At 65.1% G+C, this 18,800-nt stretch carries 18 protein-coding genes; 6 read left to right on the top strand and 12 right to left on the bottom strand.

The window, feature by feature from the left end:
• Positions 1-38: 38 nt before the first annotated feature.
• From trpE to KYE46_RS12210, 4 genes are all read right to left on the bottom strand, one after another.
• A complete protein-coding gene (gene trpE, locus KYE46_RS12225) occupies positions 39-1,547 on the bottom strand; it encodes an anthranilate synthase component I (protein ID WP_219000894.1) in 1,509 nt (502 codons plus the stop codon).
• 9 nt (positions 1,548-1,556) lie between these two features.
• Positions 1,557-3,410, bottom strand: a complete 1,854-nt coding sequence (locus tag KYE46_RS12220) for a peptidylprolyl isomerase (RefSeq protein WP_219000893.1) — start codon at positions 3,408-3,410, stop codon at positions 1,557-1,559.
• A gap of 103 nt (positions 3,411-3,513) precedes the next feature.
• Positions 3,514-4,704, bottom strand: coding sequence for an aminotransferase (locus KYE46_RS12215; RefSeq protein ID WP_219000892.1), 1,191 nt, complete (start codon positions 4,702-4,704; stop codon positions 3,514-3,516).
• A 140-nt stretch (positions 4,705-4,844) separates the two neighbouring features.
• Positions 4,845-5,363, bottom strand: a complete 519-nt coding sequence (locus KYE46_RS12210) for a single-stranded DNA-binding protein (protein ID WP_219000891.1) — start codon at positions 5,361-5,363, stop codon at positions 4,845-4,847.
• A 221-nt stretch (positions 5,364-5,584) separates the two neighbouring features.
• Here KYE46_RS12210 and KYE46_RS12205 point away from each other — a divergent pair, with 221 nt between their 5' ends.
• Together KYE46_RS12205 and KYE46_RS12200 are read left to right on the top strand one after the other, a co-directional pair.
• Positions 5,585-6,169: a lytic transglycosylase domain-containing protein gene (locus KYE46_RS12205; RefSeq protein ID WP_428845060.1), complete on the top strand. Its 585-nt coding sequence runs from the start codon at positions 5,585-5,587 to the stop codon at positions 6,167-6,169.
• Positions 6,153-6,797, top strand: a complete 645-nt coding sequence (locus KYE46_RS12200) for a hypothetical protein (RefSeq protein ID WP_219000890.1) — start codon at positions 6,153-6,155, stop codon at positions 6,795-6,797. The genes KYE46_RS12205 and KYE46_RS12200 overlap by 17 nt, the downstream gene beginning before the upstream one ends.
• A 132-nt stretch (positions 6,798-6,929) precedes the next feature.
• On the opposite strand, the gene KYE46_RS12195 is transcribed toward KYE46_RS12200, so the two are convergent.
• From KYE46_RS12195 to KYE46_RS12185, 3 genes are all read right to left on the bottom strand, one after another.
• A complete protein-coding gene (locus tag KYE46_RS12195; protein WP_219000889.1) occupies positions 6,930-7,163 on the bottom strand; it encodes a hypothetical protein in 234 nt (77 codons plus the stop codon).
• Positions 7,164-7,165: 2 nt separating this feature from the next.
• Entirely contained in the window at positions 7,166-8,308 is a 1,143-nt protein-coding gene (locus KYE46_RS12190) for an aromatic ring-hydroxylating oxygenase subunit alpha (RefSeq protein ID WP_219000888.1), read from the bottom strand.
• A 172-nt stretch (positions 8,309-8,480) separates the two neighbouring features.
• Positions 8,481-9,053, bottom strand: coding sequence for an RNA polymerase sigma factor (locus tag KYE46_RS12185; RefSeq protein ID WP_219000887.1), 573 nt, complete (start codon positions 9,051-9,053; stop codon positions 8,481-8,483).
• Between the two features lie 313 nt (positions 9,054-9,366).
• On the opposite strand from KYE46_RS12185, the gene KYE46_RS12180 reads away from it, so the two are divergent.
• The gene (locus KYE46_RS12180; RefSeq protein ID WP_247716827.1) at positions 9,367-9,636 is read left to right on the top strand and encodes a hypothetical protein; all 270 of its coding nucleotides are present in this window, start codon (positions 9,367-9,369) and stop codon (positions 9,634-9,636) included.
• 130 nt (positions 9,637-9,766) lie between these two features.
• Here KYE46_RS12180 and KYE46_RS12175 read toward each other — a convergent pair whose 3' ends face one another.
• The 5 genes from KYE46_RS12175 to KYE46_RS12155 are packed head-to-tail and all read right to left on the bottom strand — an operon-like array spanning position 9,767 to position 13,951.
• Positions 9,767-10,345, bottom strand: a complete 579-nt coding sequence (locus tag KYE46_RS12175; RefSeq protein WP_219000886.1) for a hypothetical protein — start codon at positions 10,343-10,345, stop codon at positions 9,767-9,769.
• Positions 10,346-10,362: 17 nt separating this feature from the next.
• A complete protein-coding gene (gene ilvN, locus KYE46_RS12170) occupies positions 10,363-10,920 on the bottom strand; it encodes an acetolactate synthase small subunit (protein ID WP_219000885.1) in 558 nt (185 codons plus the stop codon).
• A 33-nt stretch (positions 10,921-10,953) separates the two neighbouring features.
• Complete coding sequence (locus KYE46_RS12165) at positions 10,954-11,595, bottom strand: hypothetical protein (RefSeq protein WP_219000884.1); 642 nt, start codon at positions 11,593-11,595, stop codon at positions 10,954-10,956.
• Positions 11,592-12,131: a hypothetical protein gene (locus KYE46_RS12160; RefSeq protein WP_219000883.1), complete on the bottom strand. Its 540-nt coding sequence runs from the start codon at positions 12,129-12,131 to the stop codon at positions 11,592-11,594. Before KYE46_RS12160 ends, KYE46_RS12165 begins: the two co-directional genes overlap by 4 nt.
• Before the next feature lie 53 nt (positions 12,132-12,184).
• The gene (locus tag KYE46_RS12155; RefSeq protein WP_219000882.1) at positions 12,185-13,951 is read right to left on the bottom strand and encodes an acetolactate synthase 3 large subunit; all 1,767 of its coding nucleotides are present in this window, start codon (positions 13,949-13,951) and stop codon (positions 12,185-12,187) included.
• 406 nt (positions 13,952-14,357) lie between these two features.
• Here KYE46_RS12155 and KYE46_RS12150 point away from each other — a divergent pair, with 406 nt between their 5' ends.
• From KYE46_RS12150 to KYE46_RS12140, 3 genes are all read left to right on the top strand, one after another.
• Complete coding sequence (locus KYE46_RS12150; RefSeq protein ID WP_219000881.1) at positions 14,358-16,235, top strand: PhoX family protein; 1,878 nt, start codon at positions 14,358-14,360, stop codon at positions 16,233-16,235.
• 404 nt (positions 16,236-16,639) lie between these two features.
• A complete protein-coding gene (locus KYE46_RS12145; RefSeq protein ID WP_219000880.1) occupies positions 16,640-17,728 on the top strand; it encodes a TRAP transporter substrate-binding protein in 1,089 nt (362 codons plus the stop codon).
• Between the two features lie 131 nt (positions 17,729-17,859).
• Positions 17,860-18,768: a TRAP transporter small permease subunit gene (locus KYE46_RS12140; protein WP_219000879.1), complete on the top strand. Its 909-nt coding sequence runs from the start codon at positions 17,860-17,862 to the stop codon at positions 18,766-18,768.
• The last annotated feature ends 32 nt before the right edge of the window (positions 18,769-18,800 follow it).

Below are 18,800 nucleotides of genomic sequence, written 5' to 3'. Positions count from 1 at the left end.
GAACGGGGAAGATGGGGGCGGGCTGCGTCGGGCCGGGGCTACGCGTTGTTGCGGGTGAAGAGGCTGGCGTCCTCGGCGGCTTTGCGGATGGCTTGGGACTTGTTCACGGTTTCCATGAACTCGGCCTCCGGGTCGCTGTCGTAGACGACGCCACCGCCGGCCTGGATGTAGAGCTTCTCGTCCTTCACCACGGCGGTGCGGAGCGCGATGCACATGTCCATGTCGCCGTTGGCCGAGAAATAGCCCACGCCGCCGCCGTAGACGCCGCGCTTCTCGGGTTCCAGCTCGTCGATGATCTCCATCGCGCGGACTTTGGGAGCGCCGGAGACGGTGCCCGCGGGCATGCCTGCCATGAAGGCGGAGAGGGCGTCGTGATCTTCCGAGAGCTCGCCCACGACGTTGGAGACGATATGCATGACGTGGGAATAGCGCTCGACGATGAATTCCTCGGTCGGGCGCACGGTGCCGATTTTCGAGACCTTGCCGGTGTCGTTGCGGCCCAGATCGAGCAACATCAGGTGCTCGGCCAGTTCCTTCTCGTCGGCCATCAGGTCGGCCTCCAGCGCGCGGTCCTCCTCGGGCGTGGCGCCGCGGGGGCGGGTGCCGGCGATGGGGCGGATTGTTACTTCGTCATCGAAGACGCGGACCAAGATCTCGGGCGAGGCGCCGACGACCTGGAAGCCGCCGAAGTTGAAGTAGAACATGAAGGGCGAGGGATTGGTCCGGCGCAGAGCACGGTAGAGCGCGAAGGGGGGCGTCGGGAAATCCAGCGTCCAGCGCTGCGAGGGGACGACCTGGAAGATGTCGCCCTTGCGGATGTAGTCCTTCGCGGTCTCCACCGCCGCGAGGTAGTCCGCGTGGGTGAAGTTGGAGATCGGCTCGCCCAGGGGGCGGGCATCGCCCATCTCGCGCGCGGCGACCGAGGGCGCGCGTTCCAGGTCGCGCAGGGCGTCGGAGACCCGTTCGGCGGCCTGCGCATAGGCCGCGCGTGCCGAGAGGCCGCTCGATTGCCAGGCGGGTGAGACCACGGTGACCTCTCCCTTCACCCCGTCGAGCACGGCGATGACCGAGGGGCGGATCAGCACCGCGTCTGGCAAGCCGAGGGGGTCGGGGTTCACGTTGGGCAGATGCTCCACTAGCCGGATCATGTCGTAGCCGAGGTATCCGAAGAGACCCGCCGCGGCGGCGGGCAGATCCTCGGGCATGTTGATCGCCGATTCCGCCAGCAGCGCGCGGATCGCGTCGAGTGGCGCCTCGGCGCAGGGCTCGAAGCTGTCGCGATCATAGCGGGCGGTGCGGTTGATGCGTGCTTCCTCGCCGCGGCATTCCCAGACCAAATCGGGCTTCATGCCGATGATCGAGTAGCGCCCGCGCACCTCGCCGCCGGTGACCGACTCGAGGATGAAGGCATCACGCCCGGCATCGGTCAGCTTGAGCATGACCGAGACGGGCGTATCCAGATCGGCGGCAAGACGCGCGTGGACGAGCTGGTTTTCGCCCCGCTCCCAGGCGGCGCGAAAATCCTCGAAGGCGGAGAGTTGCGCCATGGGCGGGCCTCAGGGGAAAGAGGCGTGGACCGAGTTGATCACGCCCTGGTTCATGGAGATGCCCGCGTCGGCCTGCAGCGCCTGGCCGTATGCCTCGAAGATATCGGTGGCCATGGATTGCGCGATCGTCTGGTTCATGATCGTAAGCAGGACCGAAGTGTCTTCCCCGTCGCGGATGCCGGAATTGATGGCATCGAGGCGCACGATATGGGCGGCTTCGGCGCCGGGGATCATGACCACGTCGCCGGGCGCGTCGAGCTGGAAGACCTGCGCCACGGTGGTGGCGGGCAGGTCGGGCAGCAGGTCCTGGCGGCGGATCAGACGCTCCTCGGCGGTGTCACCGAGATCGTCGAGCGTCGCCCCTTGCGCCAGCTGTGCGACCAGCTGCGAGGCACGGTCGGCGACGGCTTCGCGCAAGGCGGTGGCCTGCCAGGCGTTTGCGACCTCTTGCTCGATTTCTTCCAGCGGTGGCAGGGCCGGGGGCACGATCTCGTCGAGGCGCAGCGCGAAGAGGCCGCCGTCGCTCAGGTCCAGCAGCTCGGGGAAATCGCTCTCCTCCACCGCGGCTGCCGCGTCGCGGAAGTTGTCATATGCGGCGATGCCTTCCTCGGAGGCTGTCGTGTAGTCGAGGGTGCCGAGGACCATCGCGGTGTCTTCGCCCAATTCCTCGAGCGTGGCGCCGGAGGCCAGCAGGTCATCGATCTCTTCCCGCATGTCATCGATGGCGCGGCGCGCGCCTTCCTGCGCCAGCTCGGCGCTGAGGTCTTCACGGGCATCCTCGAACGGCACTTCGGAGGCTTCGAGCACCGCGTTGACCCGGAAGATGGCGGGGCCAAGGGGCGTCGGCACGGGGCCCAGGATCTCGTTCTCGTCATCGCCGAAGATGATCTCGGCGGCGGCGTCACTCAGGTCATCGGGGGCAACCTCGCCCATGTCGACGTCGGCCAGCGTCAGGTCACGCTCTTCCACCAGCGTGTCGAAGTCCGTTTCGTCGGCGGCAATGGCGGCGAGCGCTTCCTCGGCGGCCTCGTCAGAGCCGAACACGAGACGTTCCAGCAGGCGGCGCTCGGGCTGCACATATTCATCAATGCGCTCGTCGTAGAGCTCTTGCAGCGCGTCCTCGTTGATCTCGACGTCATCCATAATGGCGGAGGGGATCAGCCACGCATAGGTGATCCGGCGCGCCTCGGGGCGGGTGAACCGCTCGGGGAATTCGTCGTAATAGGCTTCAAGCTGCGCGTCGGTGGGGTCGGCAATCGGCTCGGGCAGATCACGCTCGGTCACCGCGAGGCGGGTGAAGTCGCGGGTCTCGGACTGATAGGCGGTGAGGATTTCGGCAAAGATTTCCGGCGGAGTCAGCCCACCGATCACTGCCGTCTGCAACAGGGCGCGGGCCACGTCCTCGCGCGTGTCCTCTTCGAACTCGCGCGGGGTAGAGCCTTGCTGTTGCAGGACGAATTCGTAGGAGTTGCGGTCAAACTGGCCCGAGGTGTTCTGAAACGCCTGGATCTGCGAGATCTGCCGCGCCACTTCGCCGTCGCCCACCGAGATGCCCATCTCGGCCGCCTCGTGGCTGAGGGCGGCACGGGCGGTCAAACCGGCCAGAACCTGCTCGTCGATACCGCGCGCCCGGATCTGCGCGAAGCTCACCGCCTGGCCGCTCTGCGCGGACTGCGCGTTGATCTCGTTGTTGAGCGCACGGAAGTAATCCTCCGCCGTGATCTGCGCATTGCCCACGGCACCCACCTGCGAGGCGCCACCGCTGAACGAGCCGATGCCGAAACCGGCCAGGGCGACGAACAGAAGCCCGAGGAGGATCCAGACAAAGAGGGTCGAGACTTTTTTCGCAGCGGAGGTAGCCATTTTGATCAGGCCCTTTCAGTGGTTAGTTGCGCAAACGGATACGCATTTGGCCCAAGAGGAGCAAGGGAATGCTGACGCCTCGGGATAAGTCTCTGCGGCCTGGCTACAGGGAGGTGATCGGGGCGAGGCGATTTGCCAGCTCATCCAGCCCGGCACGATCGGCGTTGGCGAAAGCTACCCGAAGCGTCGCCTCGGCCTGACCGGCACCGCCCTGGGCGCGGGTGGGGCCGAACATGGTGCCCGGAAGCACCAGGAGATGCGCCGCGTCCACCAGCCGTTTCGCGACCTCGTCGGAAGGCATATCGAAGGGATGGCGCACGTAGGCGAAATAGGCGCCCGAGCCCAGAAGCTCCCACTCCGGCAGGCGCGCGAAGCTCTGACGCACCGCATCGCGCCGCGCCAGGATCTCGAGCCGTTCCCCCGCAAGCCAGTCGCGCAGGTTCTGCATGCCCCAAAGCGCGCCGACCTGGCCGATCTGGGGCGGACAGATGGCCACGGTGTCGAGGAATTTCTCCACCTCCGCCAGCCGCGCGGGCGAGGCCATGATCGCGCCGACCCGGTGCCCGGTCAGACGGTAGGCTTTCGAGAAGGAATACAGGTGGATGAAAGTGTCGTCCCAGTCAGGGTCTTCGAACAGCGCATGGGGCGCGCCTTCAGAGGAATGGAAATCCCGGTAGGTCTCGTCCACGATCAGCACAAGGTCGCGGGCACGCGCCAGGTCACGGAAGGCCGCGAGCAGGGCAGGGGGATATTCGACGCCCGCGGGGTTGTTGGGGCTCACCAGAACGATTGCCTTGGTGCGCGGCGTGATCAGAGAGGCGGCGCGCTCAGGGTCCGGCAACAGATCATCGCCGGTCGTTATATAGGCCGCCCGCACGCCCTGCATGTCGAGCCACATCTGGTGGTTGAAATAGAACGGCAGCGGCACGATCACCTCGTCGCCGGCCTGCGCGATCGTGGACATGACCGAGGTGAAGGCCTGGTTGCATCCCGATGTTATGGCAACCTGCGAGGGCTCGATCACGCCCCCGTAAGAGGCCGACCACTGCGCCGCCAATTCGGCCCGCAGGGCGTCATGGCCCAGAACCGACCCGTAGAGATGCACCGAAGGATCGCTCAGCACCGCGTCGGCCATGGCCTGCATCAGCCCCTCGGGGGGCGGATCGACCGGCGCGGCCTGGCTCAGGTTCATCAAGGGCCGCGAAGCGGGGAAGTCCTTGCACTCGACCCACCGACGGGCCTCCATGACGGGGGGCGGAAACGTCGCCTCCATATTCGGGTTCACCGGTTTCATGGCACGCTCCCCCCGGAGGGCGCACGCGACGCTCCTCCTTCATCTTGGTAAATACAACTCAATCCTGCGGCTCGAAACGGCACCCGAACATGAGACACTCCGGGCGCCGCAGATGCATCGCAGTCTCTTTGAACGGGCTCTTAGAACGGAATCTCGTCATCCAGATCCGACCCGCCGCCGCCAAAGCCGCCGCCGCCGCCCGATCCACCACGGTCATCACCGCCGAAGCCGCCACCGGAACCGCCACGATCGTCATAGCCGCCGCCACCACCGTAGCCGCCGCCACCACCACTGCCGCCGCCTTCGCCGCGCCCGTCGAGCATGGTCAACACGCCGTCGAAGCCCTGCAGGACGACCTCGGTGGAATACCGGTCCTGCCCGCTCTGGTCCTGCCACTTGCGGGTCTGCAACTTGCCCTCGATGTAGACTTTCGAGCCCTTGCGCAGGTATTGCTCCGCGATGCGCACAAGGCCCTCCTGGAAGATCGCGACCGAGTGCCACTCGGTCTTTTCGCGGCGCTCGCCGGTGTTGCGGTCCTTCCAGGTCTCCGAAGTCGCGATCCGCAGGTTGCAGACCTTGCCGCCGTTCTGGAAGCTACGCACTTCGGGGTCGCGCCCCAGGTTGCCGATTAGAATGACTTTGTTGACGGACCCGGCCATCGAATTCCCCCTCGTGGACTGCTGAGGCGCCCCGATTCCGGGCGCTTGGTTGGTGTCCGGTTAGACCATCCGATCAAGGTTAAGAAAAGCCTTAAACCTTTCGGAATTATCCTCCCCCTAGGAATAGCGCGTCCGGGGCGCTATATTCTGCCGCAAATCCACAAGTGAACCGAGGCCTGATGTTTCACCTGCGACCTTTCCCTGCGTCTGCCCGAGTGTCCTTGCGTGACCTCGCGCAGGGCACCGGCGCCATCCTTGCCGCAGGCGCTCTCGGCGCGTTGCTTGCGCCGTCCGCCTCCGCTCAAAGCGGGCTCGATCGACTGGACCGCGCGATGGGTGTGCTCGATGGGCGCGCGGCCACGCAATACGAGTTCTCCTCGCGCCTGCGTCCGGGCTCGGTCGAGACCCGCGCACTGCCGGAATTCGAGGGCGGCTATAATGGCCCGTTCCTGGAGGTCGCCCGCTCCGCGGCCCGGCGCCACGGGGTGCCGGAGGATCTGTTCCTGCGGCTCGTGCAGCAGGAATCGGGCTGGAACACGGCGGCGCTCAGCTCTGCCGGCGCGGTCGGTCTGGCACAGCTGATGCCGGACACGGCGGTTCTGCTTGGTGTCGATCCGGCCGACCCTGTGGCAAACCTCGACGGGGGCGCGCGCTACCTGTCGCAGCAATTCCGCCGCTTCGGCACGTGGCGATTGGCGCTTGCGGCTTATAATGCGGGTCCAGAGGCGGTCGAGCGCCACGACGGCGTACCGCCCTATGACGAGACCCAACACTACGTTCGCGTGATCCTTGGCACGCGAAGCTGAGCCGCCCGAGCCGCGCGACACCTCCACGCCCGGCGCGGATGCCCCGCGTGCTCTCGCCGAGGCGGAAGGCACCGCGGGACGGCTCGACGCCGTTCTGCGGCTGCTGGAGGCGGTGATGTTCTGCTGCCTCTCCACCCTCGTCGTCTTCTGGATCGCGGACCGGATGCGGGGCCTCGATTTCGAGCCCATCGTTGTCACGCCCTGCGTCGACGCCGCCTGCACGCCCCACACGGGACCAATAGCCTCGCGCCCCTTTGCCGCCTATACCGAGGCGCTGACGCCCTCCGGCCCGAGCGCCTTCTCGGCCGTCAATACCTGCGCCCAACTGGTCGAAACCCTCGAGCAACGTGGCGAGGATGGGGAAGGGGTGGGCCGGATCATCGAGTTGATGCGCAGCCGTGGCACCGTCGAGATCCTGTGGGCCGATGAGGCGACCCTGACGATCGTGCCCGGACCGCGGAACGACGGTTTCCTCGAAGTGATCCGCGACGGTCTTTCGATGGCGCCCTCACGCGGGTGCCATCCCATCAACTACAAGCCCGTGTTCTGGCCGTTGTTCCTTGGGTGGTCCCTGCTGGCTTGCCTGCGGGTGTTTCGCAACCGGCAGCGGGAATGGGCCAGTCGCTGAAGTGTTGCGGATGAAATGGCAGCTGAGAAGCGCCGGGGGCCAGCCCCCGGACCCCCGCCCGTATTTCTGAAAAGATGAAGGGTGCGGTGGGTTACAGGTGACTGAGAGGTGTGATGCGGGATCTTGGGTGACTTACGTCTCGGGGGTGTCGACTTCCGCGCCGAGGGCGATCAGGCGGGTTTTCAGGGAGGCAGCCCTCGGGTCGCCTGCTTCCAGCGCGTGGACATAGGCGTGGGTGAGGTAGAAGGCGGCGCCCTGAGCCTCGGTTTCCGCGTCTGCCGCGGCGACGTAGAGCGCGATGACCTCGGACCAGTCGCCGGTTTCCCGGGCCCGTCGGAGGGCGGTGTCGAACCGATCCGAGGCCAAGCTCAGCGCGCCGTTTCGATCTTTTCGGCGACCCAGGCATGGAAGAGATGCGTGGGCCCGTCCATCGCCGGGGAGAAACGCCCGCCGTCAAAGCCCTCCGCCGCGCGGCCCCGTTGCATGCCCTCGACGACGAAGATGTCTTCCTCGAACACATCCTTCCATTGCCGCGCGTTTCGGGCACGCAGGGCCGCATCGGTATCCGGGGTGGCATAGTAGATATGGACGTGCTCGCGGGTGCGGTTATGGGCGACGGGTTCGAGCACGATGGCATAGGCGTGATCGCGGTGAACTCCCATCAGCACGTTCGGGAAGACCGAGATATATTCCGCCCCGGCGTCCCAGTGGGGGCCGAGGTTCCGGAAGTCGGGGAAGACGGCGCCGTCCTCGCCCTTGAGTTGTCGATAGACGTAGGTGCCCTGACCGGAGAAGTGACCGGCCGCCTCAATGTGATAGTGATCCTCGAGCCGCGAGTAGGTGTTGAGCGCGGGATGCACCCAGGGCAGGTGATAGCTCTCGCAGTAGTTCTCGACGGCGAGCTTCCAGTTCGTCGCGAGATCGAGCGTGAAGCTGCTGTCCGGCCCGCCATGAAACATCGGTTGGTCGAACTCCGCCCATCGCTGCAACAGGTCCTCGTGGACCTCCTCGAAGGATGCGGCCGCGCCGGAGAGGTTGATGAAGACCACGTCACGCCAGATGTGGCTGCGCACTTCGGCGAGGCCGAGGGTGGTGCGATCAATGCCGGGGTGGGCGTTCTGTCCGGGGCCGCCCACATGGGGGGTAGCCACCAGCTTGCCCGCCTTGGAGTAGCACCACGAATGGTAGGGGCAGCGGATCGCGCCTTCGATCTTGCGGGGCTGATCGACGAGGATCATGCCGCGGTGGCGACAGATGTTGAAGAAGACGCGCAGCGTGCCGGTGTCATCGCGCAGGAGAAGGAGCGGTTGCCCGAGAAACTCGATCGGTTTCGCGTCACCCGCTTCGGGCACATCGGCGCCGACGGCCAGAGCGGCCCACTGATTGCGCAGAACGGCGTTGTTTTCCGCCGAGATCGTCTCGGGGTCGGTGTAATGGCTGTTGGGCAGGCCATGGGCGCGGTCGATGGGGGCCATTACGTCGGCAAGGGGGCGGATCAGATCATCAGGCATGGCGCAAACTCCGACTAAAGATTGCATTCAGCCTGTGTTCAAAACCGGGGGTGCGTCTTGCCAAATCCCGACAGAAAATGGGCATGCAAAGACACGCGCGCCCGTGACGGAGGCGGGCGCGAAGCGCTTTAGACGCGGAGGTAGCCGCCTTTTTCGCAAGGCGGCCACCGGGTCAGGTGCCGCCCAGAAGATCGGTCACCGAGGCGCCGGGGGGCAGGTCCAGCGCGGCGCGCAGGGCCGCGCGGCCGCGTGCCAGCCGCGAGGTGACGGTACCCGGTGCAAGCCCTGTCTTCTGCGCGATCTCGGCATAGCTCAGCCCCTCCATCGCGCGCATCCGCAAGAGGACCTGCTGATCCTGGGGCAAGGCGGCCAGCGCTTCCAAGGCCTCGGCACAGCCAAGCCGCGTCACCCCATCCGAGCCACGCGGCGCGGAAACCTCGTCGGGCGCCATCTCGGCGGGTTGCGCGAGGGAGCCGCGGCGATAGGCGCGGTGTCGCAAGGTCGCGAACGCATAGGCGCGCAGGTCATCGATCGGGGGCTGATCCGTTGCGCCCTCGGCCGCCATCGCCATCCGCGACCAGACCCGCAGCAATGTTTCCTGCACGAGGTCGTCTGCCTCATCGCCCGTGCGCGTCAATCGCCGCGCCGTCCGCTGCATGTCCGCCATCAATGCAGTGAAAGTGCGCGACAGGGGAAGGGCGGCTGTGGCGTCCTTCTCCCGCGCGGGGCGTGAGGGGTGGTGCATGGGGGCCTCGCAGGTCTGAAACGCGGATGCTTGATCGAACGCTGATCCCGCCTTGCCGCGACCGCAAGATGCGCCGCTCCGCGCGCCCGCTGGCGGCCGCTATCCCGCCCATGGCGGGCGATCCTTTGCCGATGGGGAAAACACCAGCGGGACGTTGCCCCTGTCGCGCCCTATATTGAGCAGGGAGCCGCCGACCGGGGCGATCCTTGGCGGCGCACCGGACGAAACTGGCCTCAGTAGGCTCTTCCCTCATAGATGCCCCACCGATCCCGGAGGGTCGCATCTGACACGCAACAACAAAGGGACCAATCCCATGCGAAACGATGACAATAAAATCCGCCTTGGCGTGATCTCCGCAGCCGCCGCGGTTGCAGGCTTGATGGTGACGGCAGGTCTTGCCGGTGCGCAGATCGCAGATGTCGATGCCGACCCCGATGGCATGGTCAGCTTCACCGAGCTTCTGATGATCATGCCCGATATGTCGGAAGAGGAATTCACCGCGCTGGATGCGGATGCCGACGGGGTGCTGAACGCGGATGAGATTGCCGCGGCGCAGGAAGCGGAACTGCTTCCCACGGAATAAGGCGAGCCTTCTCGGGACCTGTGCCACAAAGGCAGGTCCCGAGGTCGGACGCGGGGGCAGGGCAGACAGCCTCCGCGTCTTGATAATGCTTTGCGAATCCGTGGCGCGGCCTCGGAGAGGGTGTCGATGATCACCCGTCGAAGGGGTCGGCGATCGGTGCATAGCCCGGCAGGCTGCCGCGATTGAGCCCCCAGACTTCCGTCAGATAAGCGTCCTGCGCAATGACAATGCTATCGAGGGTCGATCGCGCCGCACTGCTTTCATCCGCCGCGTCGAGCGGCTCGATGGTCACGAACGAGAGCACCGTGTCGCTGTCCGCCACCTCGTAGGTGGTGAAATAGGCGGCAAGATCGCCGAAAATCCCGCCACGCCCGACGTCCTCAAAGACGATGCCTTCAGATCCGAAGCGCGCATGCAGATCCGCGCGGGTGGTCTCTGCGAAGGTGAGCCCGCCCAGACCGGTCGCAACCGGGCCCGGCTCGGCAGGACGCAACTCGATGAAGACAACGCCGCCGGTCTCGCTGTCGGCGATGGCGGTCATCATCACCCCGTCCAGCGCGGCCCAGACCGACCGTGTGTAGGGCGCCTGAACCGCGGTGTCGTCGGCTATCGGCATCGCCTCGGGGATCGGCGCGCCCAGGGTGAGGCCGTGCAGGCTCTGCGCTGCGGCGGGCAGGCCCGCGAGGCCCACGCCCAGAGAGAGAAGCATCAAGCGGGCAAGGCGCATCACGTGCCTCGGGCGATGGCCGCGACGCCGGTGCGCGCCAGTTTGATCTCGCCCAGGGGTCGCATCAGGTCGCAGAAGGCATCGATCTTTTCCGGCGTGCCGGTGATCTCGAAAACGAAGCTCTCCAGCGTGCTGTCGACAACGTTGGCGCGGAAGATTTCTGCGATACGCAGCGCTTCCACCCGGTGTTCGCCCTTGGCCACGACCTTGATCAGCGCCAATTCCCGGCTGATGAACGGCCCGTCCACGGTGAGGTCCGCGACCTCGTGCACCGGCACCATGCGGCCCAACTGCATCTTGATCTGGTTGATGATCTGCGGCGTGCCCGAGGTCACAATGGTGATGCGCGAGCGGTGCCCGCCATGGTCCACCTCCGCCACGGTCAGGCTTTCGATGTTGTAACCGCGCCCCGCGAAAAGCCCGATCACGCGCGCCAGAACGCCCGGCTCGTTCTCGACCAGGATCGCGAGGGTGTGAGTCTCGATCACGTCGGACAGATGCGACCGAAGATCATAGGCGGAATGGCTGGTGGAGCCTTGTTCGATGTTGAGAGCCATGGGGCGTTCCTTTTCAGGGCGATGGTGTCTGGGCTAGGGCATTTGCAGGCGGGGAAACGCCTCGGCCAAAGGGGTTGCAAAAGACGGGGCGTCGGTCTCGTCGACCGGGTCGGCCCCGAAGATGTCCGGGTGGGCCGCGATGTAATCTGCGTGGTGCAAACTGGCGGCAATCAGGATGGCGTCGGCGGGCGGGGCAGGCGGGAGCGTGCTGCTTGTCTCCGAGAGCGTGCGGTCGGGGGCGACGAAAGCGGTCTCCAACGTCAGATCGGGGTGATCCGGCAAATCGAAGAAGAGCGTCCAGTCGACGGAGACCTCTCCGGCAAAGATCGTCTCGGTCTCGCGAGCGCGGGGAGAGCCCTCGGAGCCCGCCGCAGCGCGCGTCTGCGCGAGGGTGCTTTCCCCCACCGTCAGCCCGTCGCTCTGTGGCGGCCGCATCTGCGCGCCGATTGCACCAAGCCCAAGCGAGAGGATGCGCCCGCCGCCATGCACGACATGGAGTTGCCGCTCGTAGGGCAGGGGATAGCGCGCCACGGTGCGGCCCTCGGCGGTCTGCAGCTCGAACGGCTCGCCCAGACGCGCCAGCTCGGCCGTCGGCATGCCGGGCAGCAAGCCGCGAAAGTCCTGTGCCGCTGCGGACAGGGCGAAGAAGCAGAAAAGGGCCGCGGTGCGGATCATGAGATCGGAACCCCGCAAGCCGGCTCCGGCGGAAGCTGCGGGAAATCGGCGTCAAAGCTCTCGAGGGTCTGGAACGGGTGTTCCTGCAGAACGAACGGTGGGGTTCCGTCGCGCAGGGCGTAGCGGTCGCCCGGAAAGACGCCGCCCTCCACCACGGTCTCGAACAGGTCCACCTCGTCCCAACAATGAAAGCCGCCGGGATCGAGCGGCCCAAAACCACCGGCCGGATATTCGTAGCAGACCTGCGCGCCACCAACGGGCAGATCGAAGAGATCCGAGCTGTCGAGCCCCCCATCGCGGCCCGTGTCACTCGAGCCGTCATTCTGCAGCTCGCGAAGCTCGGCGTCCGAATAGACACCCCACGAGCCGACGATCACCTCGGGCAGGTCGTGGTACCAAAGATAGGCGGTGCCATCCCCGGCGGTATATTCGATCTGGTTCCCCGAGCCGTCATAGAAATGCACCGTCCGCCCGCAGAGCAGGTCAAACAGCGCCTCCACGGCCTGAGCCTGGACGGGTAGGGGGGCTGCGACCACGACACAAAACGCAGCCGCCTGCAGTTTCCGAAGACCACTCACCCGTCCCATGCTCACACCAACACGCCGCCTGCGTCGCCGATCACGCCTTGGGTGTCGGCCTCGCCGAGAAGCATCTCGTTGTGGGCCTTGCCCGAGGGGATCATCGGGAAGCAGTTCTCGTGTTTCTCCACTACGCAATCGAAGATCACCGGGCCGTCGTAGTTGATCATCTCCATGATCGCATCGTCGAGGTCCTTGGGGTCGGAGCAGATGATCCCCTTGGCACCAAAGGCCTCGGCCAGCTTGACGAAATCGGGCAGCGCTTCGGACCAGCTTTCGGAATAGCGTTCTCCGTGGAGGAGTTCCTGCCACTGGCGCACCATGCCCAGGCGCTCGTTGTTGAGGATGAACTGCTTGAAGGGCAGGCGATATTGCACGGCGGTGCCCATTTCCTGCATGTTCATCAGCCACGAGGCCTCGCCCGCGACGTTGATCACCAGCGCTTCGGGGTGGGCAACCTGCACGCCGACCGAGGCCGGGACGCCGTAGCCCATGGTGCCGAGCCCGCCCGAGGTCATCCAGCGGTTGGGCGCATCGAAGCCGAGGAATTGCGCGGCCCACATCTGGTGCTGGCCCACTTCGGTCGTGATGTAGCGGTCGTGGCCCTTGGTCAGCGCCTCCAACCGCTCCAGCGCGTATTGCGGCTTGATGACGGTTTCCGAGGCCTTGTAGTCGAGGCAACGCACGGCTTTCCACGTCTCGATCTGCTCCCACCATGTCTTGACGGCGGCGCGCTCCGCTTTGCGGCCGCGCGCTTTCCAGACCTTCAGGATGTCTTCCAGCACGTGGCCGACATCGCCAATGATCGGGAAATCGGCGTGGATCACCTTGTTGATCGACGAGGGGTCGATGTCGACGTGGCCCTTGCGCGAGTTCGGCGAGAAATCCGAGATCCGGCCGGTGATGCGGTCGTCGAAACGCGCGCCGATGTTGATCATCAGGTCGCAGCCATGCATCGCGAGGTTGGCCTCGTAGGTGCCGTGCATCCCGAGCATGCCGAGCCACTTGTCGCCCGACGCCGGATAGGCGCCCAGACCCATCAGGGTCGAGGTGATCGGGAAGCCCGTCGCCTCCACCAGTTCGGTCAGCAGCGTGCTCGCCTCGGGGCCGGAGTTGATCACGCCGCCGCCGGTATAGAAGACGGGCCGCTCGGCGGTCTCCATCGCCTCGACGAGGCGGGTGATCATCTCGATGTCGCCCTTCACCTTGGGCTGGTAGTGGCTGACCTTCGCCTTCGGCTTTGTCGTGTATTCACCGGTCGCGAATTGCACGTCCTTGGGAATGTCGACCAGAACCGGGCCGGGGCGGCCCGAGGTGGCGATGTGGAAGGCCTGATGGATGGTGTCGGCCAGACGGTCGGTTTCCTTCACCAGCCAGTTCATCTTGGTGCAGGGGCGGGTGATGCCCACGGTGTCGGCCTCCTGAAAGGCGTCGGAGCCGATCATGAAGGTCGGCACCTGTCCGGTCAGGCAGACGATCGGAATGCTGTCCATCAGCGCGTCGGTCAGGCCGGTCACGGCGTTCGTCGCACCGGGGCCCGAGGTCACCAGAACGACGCCGGGCCGCCCGGTGGAGCGGGCATAGCCCTCGGCCGCGTGAACCGCGCCCTGCTCGTGCCGCGCGAGGATGTGGCGGATCGCGTTCTGCTGGAAAAGCTCGTCGTAAATCGGAAGGACAGCACCGCCGGGATAGCCAAATACCGTGTCGACACCCTGTTCCTTCAGGGCCTCGACGATCATCTTTGCTCCGGTCATCTGCTGTGACGTGCTCTGTGACATGGGCGCTTGATCCTTCTTTATCGCGCTTCATCGGTCGTGTGCGACTTTTGCAGTCCAAAAAAAAGCCCCCGGAGGAAGATCCGAGGGCGCATGGTTCCAGATATGGATGTCGTTACCGACCCATGCGCCTTTTTCCTACAAGTACGAGAATGCCGGACATTTCCGAGCCTCCTGATATCGCGTGGGCCGGACGTTATGACCGGGGGTTTTGCGCGTCAACAGCCAAACGCGCGAACCCGTGAAGAAAATGTCGTTTGAGCGGCGTTTTGCGCAACTAATATCGCGCGCTCGGCTTAACAGAACCTTCATCTCACCGTCACCGGACTGTCGTGGAGCCTCCCTAGATCGGCGTCAGACGCGCGAAGGAGCGCGGGCTGCCACAACGACACAGAGCTAGGACATCGAGATGAAACGCATCGATACAAGCGACATGAGCTGGGACGATTGGGACGCGCAGGTGCGCCCCGAGCCCGAGGTGACAGACTTCGACCGGGTGGTCGAAACAGCGATGACGCGCCGCGCCGTTCTGGGCTCGCTGGTGGCATTGGGCTCCGGCGCGGCGGTGATGGGCACCGCGATGCTCAAGGGCACCACCGCACATGCTTATGGGCAGTCCGACTTCCCCTTCGAGCCGATCCCCGCCTTCACCGACAACACCATCCACGTTCCCGAAGGCTACACCTGGCGCCCCGTCGCGCGGTGGGGCGACAAGCTCTTCTCCGACGCGCCGGAATTCGATAACGGCCATGGCGCCGAAGGCTCGGACCGGATCTTTGGCGAGAACACCGATGGCATGGAGCTGTACCGCGTCGGCGATGCCGAGGTGATCGCGGTCAACCATGAATACGTGAACCCCGCGCTCAACATCCCCGAGCGTGAGACACCGACCGAAGAAGACGTGATGACCCTGATGAACCTGCAGGGTGTGACGGTGATGGAAGTGGCGCGGGGCGAGGAAGGCTATGATGTCGTCGTCGACAGCCCGCTCAACCGCCGTATCCATCATAACACGCCGATGCGCATCTCGGGGCCTGCCGCCGGCCATGCGCTGCTGCAGACCTCGGCCGATCCTTCCGGCACCGAGGTTCTGGGCACGCTCAACAACTGTGGTTCCGGTCGCACGCTCTGGGGCACCTATCTGACCTGCGAAGAGAACTTCAACGGCTACTTCGGGTCCACGGACGCCGAGCTGGAACTGCCCGAGGGGTTTGCGCGCTATGGCATCCAGCACGACAGCCGCTATGCCTACGAGCTCTATCACCCGCGCTACGACATCGCGCAGGAGCCGAATGAAGCCCATCGCTTCGGTTATATCGTGGAGATCGACCCCGCCGATCCCGAGAGTCAGCCTGTCAAACGCACCGCGCTTGGCCGCTTCAAGCACGAGAACGCCGCGATGACTCTGGCCGAGGACGGCCGGGTTGTCGTCTATATGGGCGACGATGAGCGCGGCGAATTCATGTACAAATACGTCTCCAACGGCACCTACGTCGAGGGCGGCCCGACCGACGGTCTGCTCGACGACGGCACGCTCTATGCCGCGTCCTTCAACGAGGACGGCACCGGGAGCTGGCTGGCCCTGACCCCTGACACGACGGCCATGGATACGGCGATGATCTGCATCCACACCCGTCAGGCGGCCTCCAGTGTCGGCGCCACCACCATGGACCGGCCCGAGTGGGTGGCCGTCTCCACCACGCTCCCCGAAGCCTATTGCTGCCTCACCAACAACTCGCGCCGGGCCGAGGGCTTCACCAACGCCGGTGGCGACCTGGCCGAACCCGCCCCCGGCACGCCGAACCCGCGTGGTGAGAACCGTTACGGTCAGATCGTGCGCTGGCGTCCCGAGGGCGGCGACCACGGGGCCGATGCCTTCACATGGGACCTCTACGTCATGGCCGGCAACCCGGTCGTGGGCCTGGGGTCCTACGCGGGGTCGGACAACGTCACCGAGGGCAACATGTTCAACTCGCCCGACGGGATGCAGGTCGACAGCAACGGCCTGATCTGGATCCAGACCGACGGCGACGACAGCAACGAGGGGCCGTACTCCGGCATGGGCAACAACCAGATGCTGGTGGGCCACCCCGAAACCGGCGAGATCGCCCGCTTCCTCACCGGCCCGAGCGGATCGGAAGTGACCGGCCTGACCTGGAACAGCGACCGCACCGTGGCCTTCGTCGGCATCCAGCACCCCGGCGGCACATGGCCCGACGGCGGCGACAGCCTGCCGCGCTCGTCGGTCATCGCCGTCTGGCGCGAGGACGGCGCGGCGATCGGCTGACCACCGGGTCTATAGCTTGGAGAAGAGGGGAAGGGGGCCGCAGGACGTTGCGGCCCCCTTCGCGTGCGGGTGCCGCTGTGCGCGCGCTCCACAGGGTGAATCACCCCCGGCGTGAGACGGGCGTTGCGCACCCCTCGCGCTGGTCAAAAAAGCGGCAGGCGGCGCGGACGCTGCATCTTCTGTGAGCAACGCGCGGCATCGGGCGTCCGAGCCGGAGGGGTTCGCTGGCATCGAGACCCGTTACAGCCCATATTGGTAAACTTTTTTTACAAAACCCACACAAAGCCGCAGAAAAACTGTTTTCGGACGGCGAACGCTTCGCTAACGTGCCCTTACTTAAAAAATCCACCGGGCGTCCAGGAGGGGCGCTTGGGGACAAGATCCAAACGGGGAGGAATACCATAATGGATCGTCGTTCTTTTTTGCGGACTTCTGCAGTCGGCGGGGCAGCCGCTGCTTCCACCACACTCGCAGCACCGCTCTACGCGCAAGGCAACCGTGAACTGACGCTCGTGACGTCGGTGCCGGATGGCTTCGCGATCTTCGATGACGCCGCGCAGCTGGCCATCGACTACATCGCCGCCATGACGGACGGTCAGCTGACCTTCAACAAGAACTCCGCCGGTACCCTCGTGGGCGCCTTCGAGGTTTTCGACGCGGTTTCCTCCGGTCAGGCAGACGTCTACCACTCGGCCGAATACTACTTCCTCAACCAGCACCCCGCCTTTGCCTTCATGACCTCCGTGCCCTTCGGCATGACGTCGCAGGAAATGGCCAACTGGTACTACCGTCGCGGCGGTCAGGAAATGCACGACGAACTGTCGTCGCTCTTCGGCCTGAAGCCCCTGATGTGCGGCATGACCGCGATGCAGCCCGGCGGCTGGTTCAACACCGAGATCAACTCGGTCGAAGACCTCCAGGGTCTGCGTTTCCGTATGCCCGGTCAGGGTGGTCAGGTTCTCGGTCGCCTCGGCGCATCGGTCCAGAACATCCCCGGTGGTGAAATCTACCAGGCGCTGTCCTCTGGCCAGATCGACGGTGCGGAGTGGATCGGTCCCTACGCGGACGAGCGGATGGGCTTCCAGGAAGTCACCAACACCTACTATGCCGCTGGTTTCCACGAGCCCGGCTCGGCACTGCACTTCGGCTTTAACCAGGAAATCTGGGAATCGCTGACGCCGACGCAGCAGCAGGTCTGCAAAGTGGCAACCGAAGCCGCCCACGCGCAGAACACCGCGCTTTCGCTGGCCGAAAACGGTGCCGCGCTGGCCCGTCTGCAGTCCGGTGGCGTTCAGGTTCGCCAGTTCCCCGACGATGTGTGGGATGCCTTCGGCACCGCCGCCGCCGAGGTTCGCGAAGAGAACATGGGCGACGAGATCTACGCCAACATCGCGAACTCCTACTTCGAGAGCCTGCGCGAGTCCGCCGGTTGGTACGAGATCGCCGACGGCGAGTACCAGCGTCAGCGTAACCGCGTGAACAACGCCGGCTGATCGCTGCACCAACGCAAGTCCTCCCCCATTCTGCCTCGCGGCGGGGTGGGGGAATTTGCAATCGTCCTGACGCGCAACCGCCCCTTGGGTTGCGCTGCTGACCGAGACCGCTTCGGCTGGAGATTCTCAACATGCTAGATCTGATCCTTTGGGCTCTGACCGAGTTCGTGATGGCGCCGGTGAACATCGTGACCGCGCTGCTCAACCCGAGTTCCTGGCTCGACTGGTCCAATCCCGAAGCGCTGGCGCGGTTCATGTACTACGGGGCCTCGGTCGAGCTGTTTTTCGCGCTGTTCTTCATCTTCAGCGTCATCACCATCGTCGGTTTCTTCAAACGCGAGTTCCTCTGGGGATGCGTCCGCGTGCAGGAAGCCTTTGCCAACGCCATCGGCCGCACCGCCGCTTGGGTCGGCCTTCTGATGGTGCTTCAGCAGGTGATGATCGTCTTCCTGCAACGGATTTTCCGGGTGCCCGACATCTCCTTCGGGCCGCTTGGCATCACCTTCACGCAAGACCTGTCGTGGTGGGCGGAGGAGCTGAAGCTCTATAACGCCATCATCGTGACCCTCTGCGTGACCTATACCTTTGTGCAAGGCGGCCACGTGCGTGTCGATCTTGTCTATTCCGCCGTGAAATTCCGCACCAAGAAGGTGCTCGACATGTTGGGCGCGATGTTCTTCATGCTCCCCGTCGTCACGCTGACCTACATGTACGCGTGGTTCTTCATGTGGCGTCACCTCGTGGTGCCGAACCCCTCTGCGTCCGGCACGCTGGACCGCATGCTGATGCAGTCGCGCGCCCTGCGCTGGAACGTCGAGACCATCGGCTTCAGCCCCAATGGCTTCAACGCCTACTTCCTCTTCAAGGTGCTGATCGTGGCCTATTGCGTGCTGGTCTTCCTGCAGGCGTGGTCGATGTTCTGGCGCTCCTATCTCGAATGGAAAGAGGGCGAGGCGAGCGAGAACAAGTATCTCGACCGCGATTACCTGGGCGACGAGGCCGAAGAGCTCGAGCACGCCATCCACTCAGGCACGACCTGATCCACAACAAGACAATGCGCCAGCGATAGGCG

It is taken from the genome of Gymnodinialimonas ceratoperidinii, assembly GCF_019297855.1.
Lineage (GTDB): Bacteria > Pseudomonadota > Alphaproteobacteria > Rhodobacterales > Rhodobacteraceae > Gymnodinialimonas > Gymnodinialimonas ceratoperidinii.
This window is presented reverse-complemented; position numbering and strand designations above follow the sequence as displayed.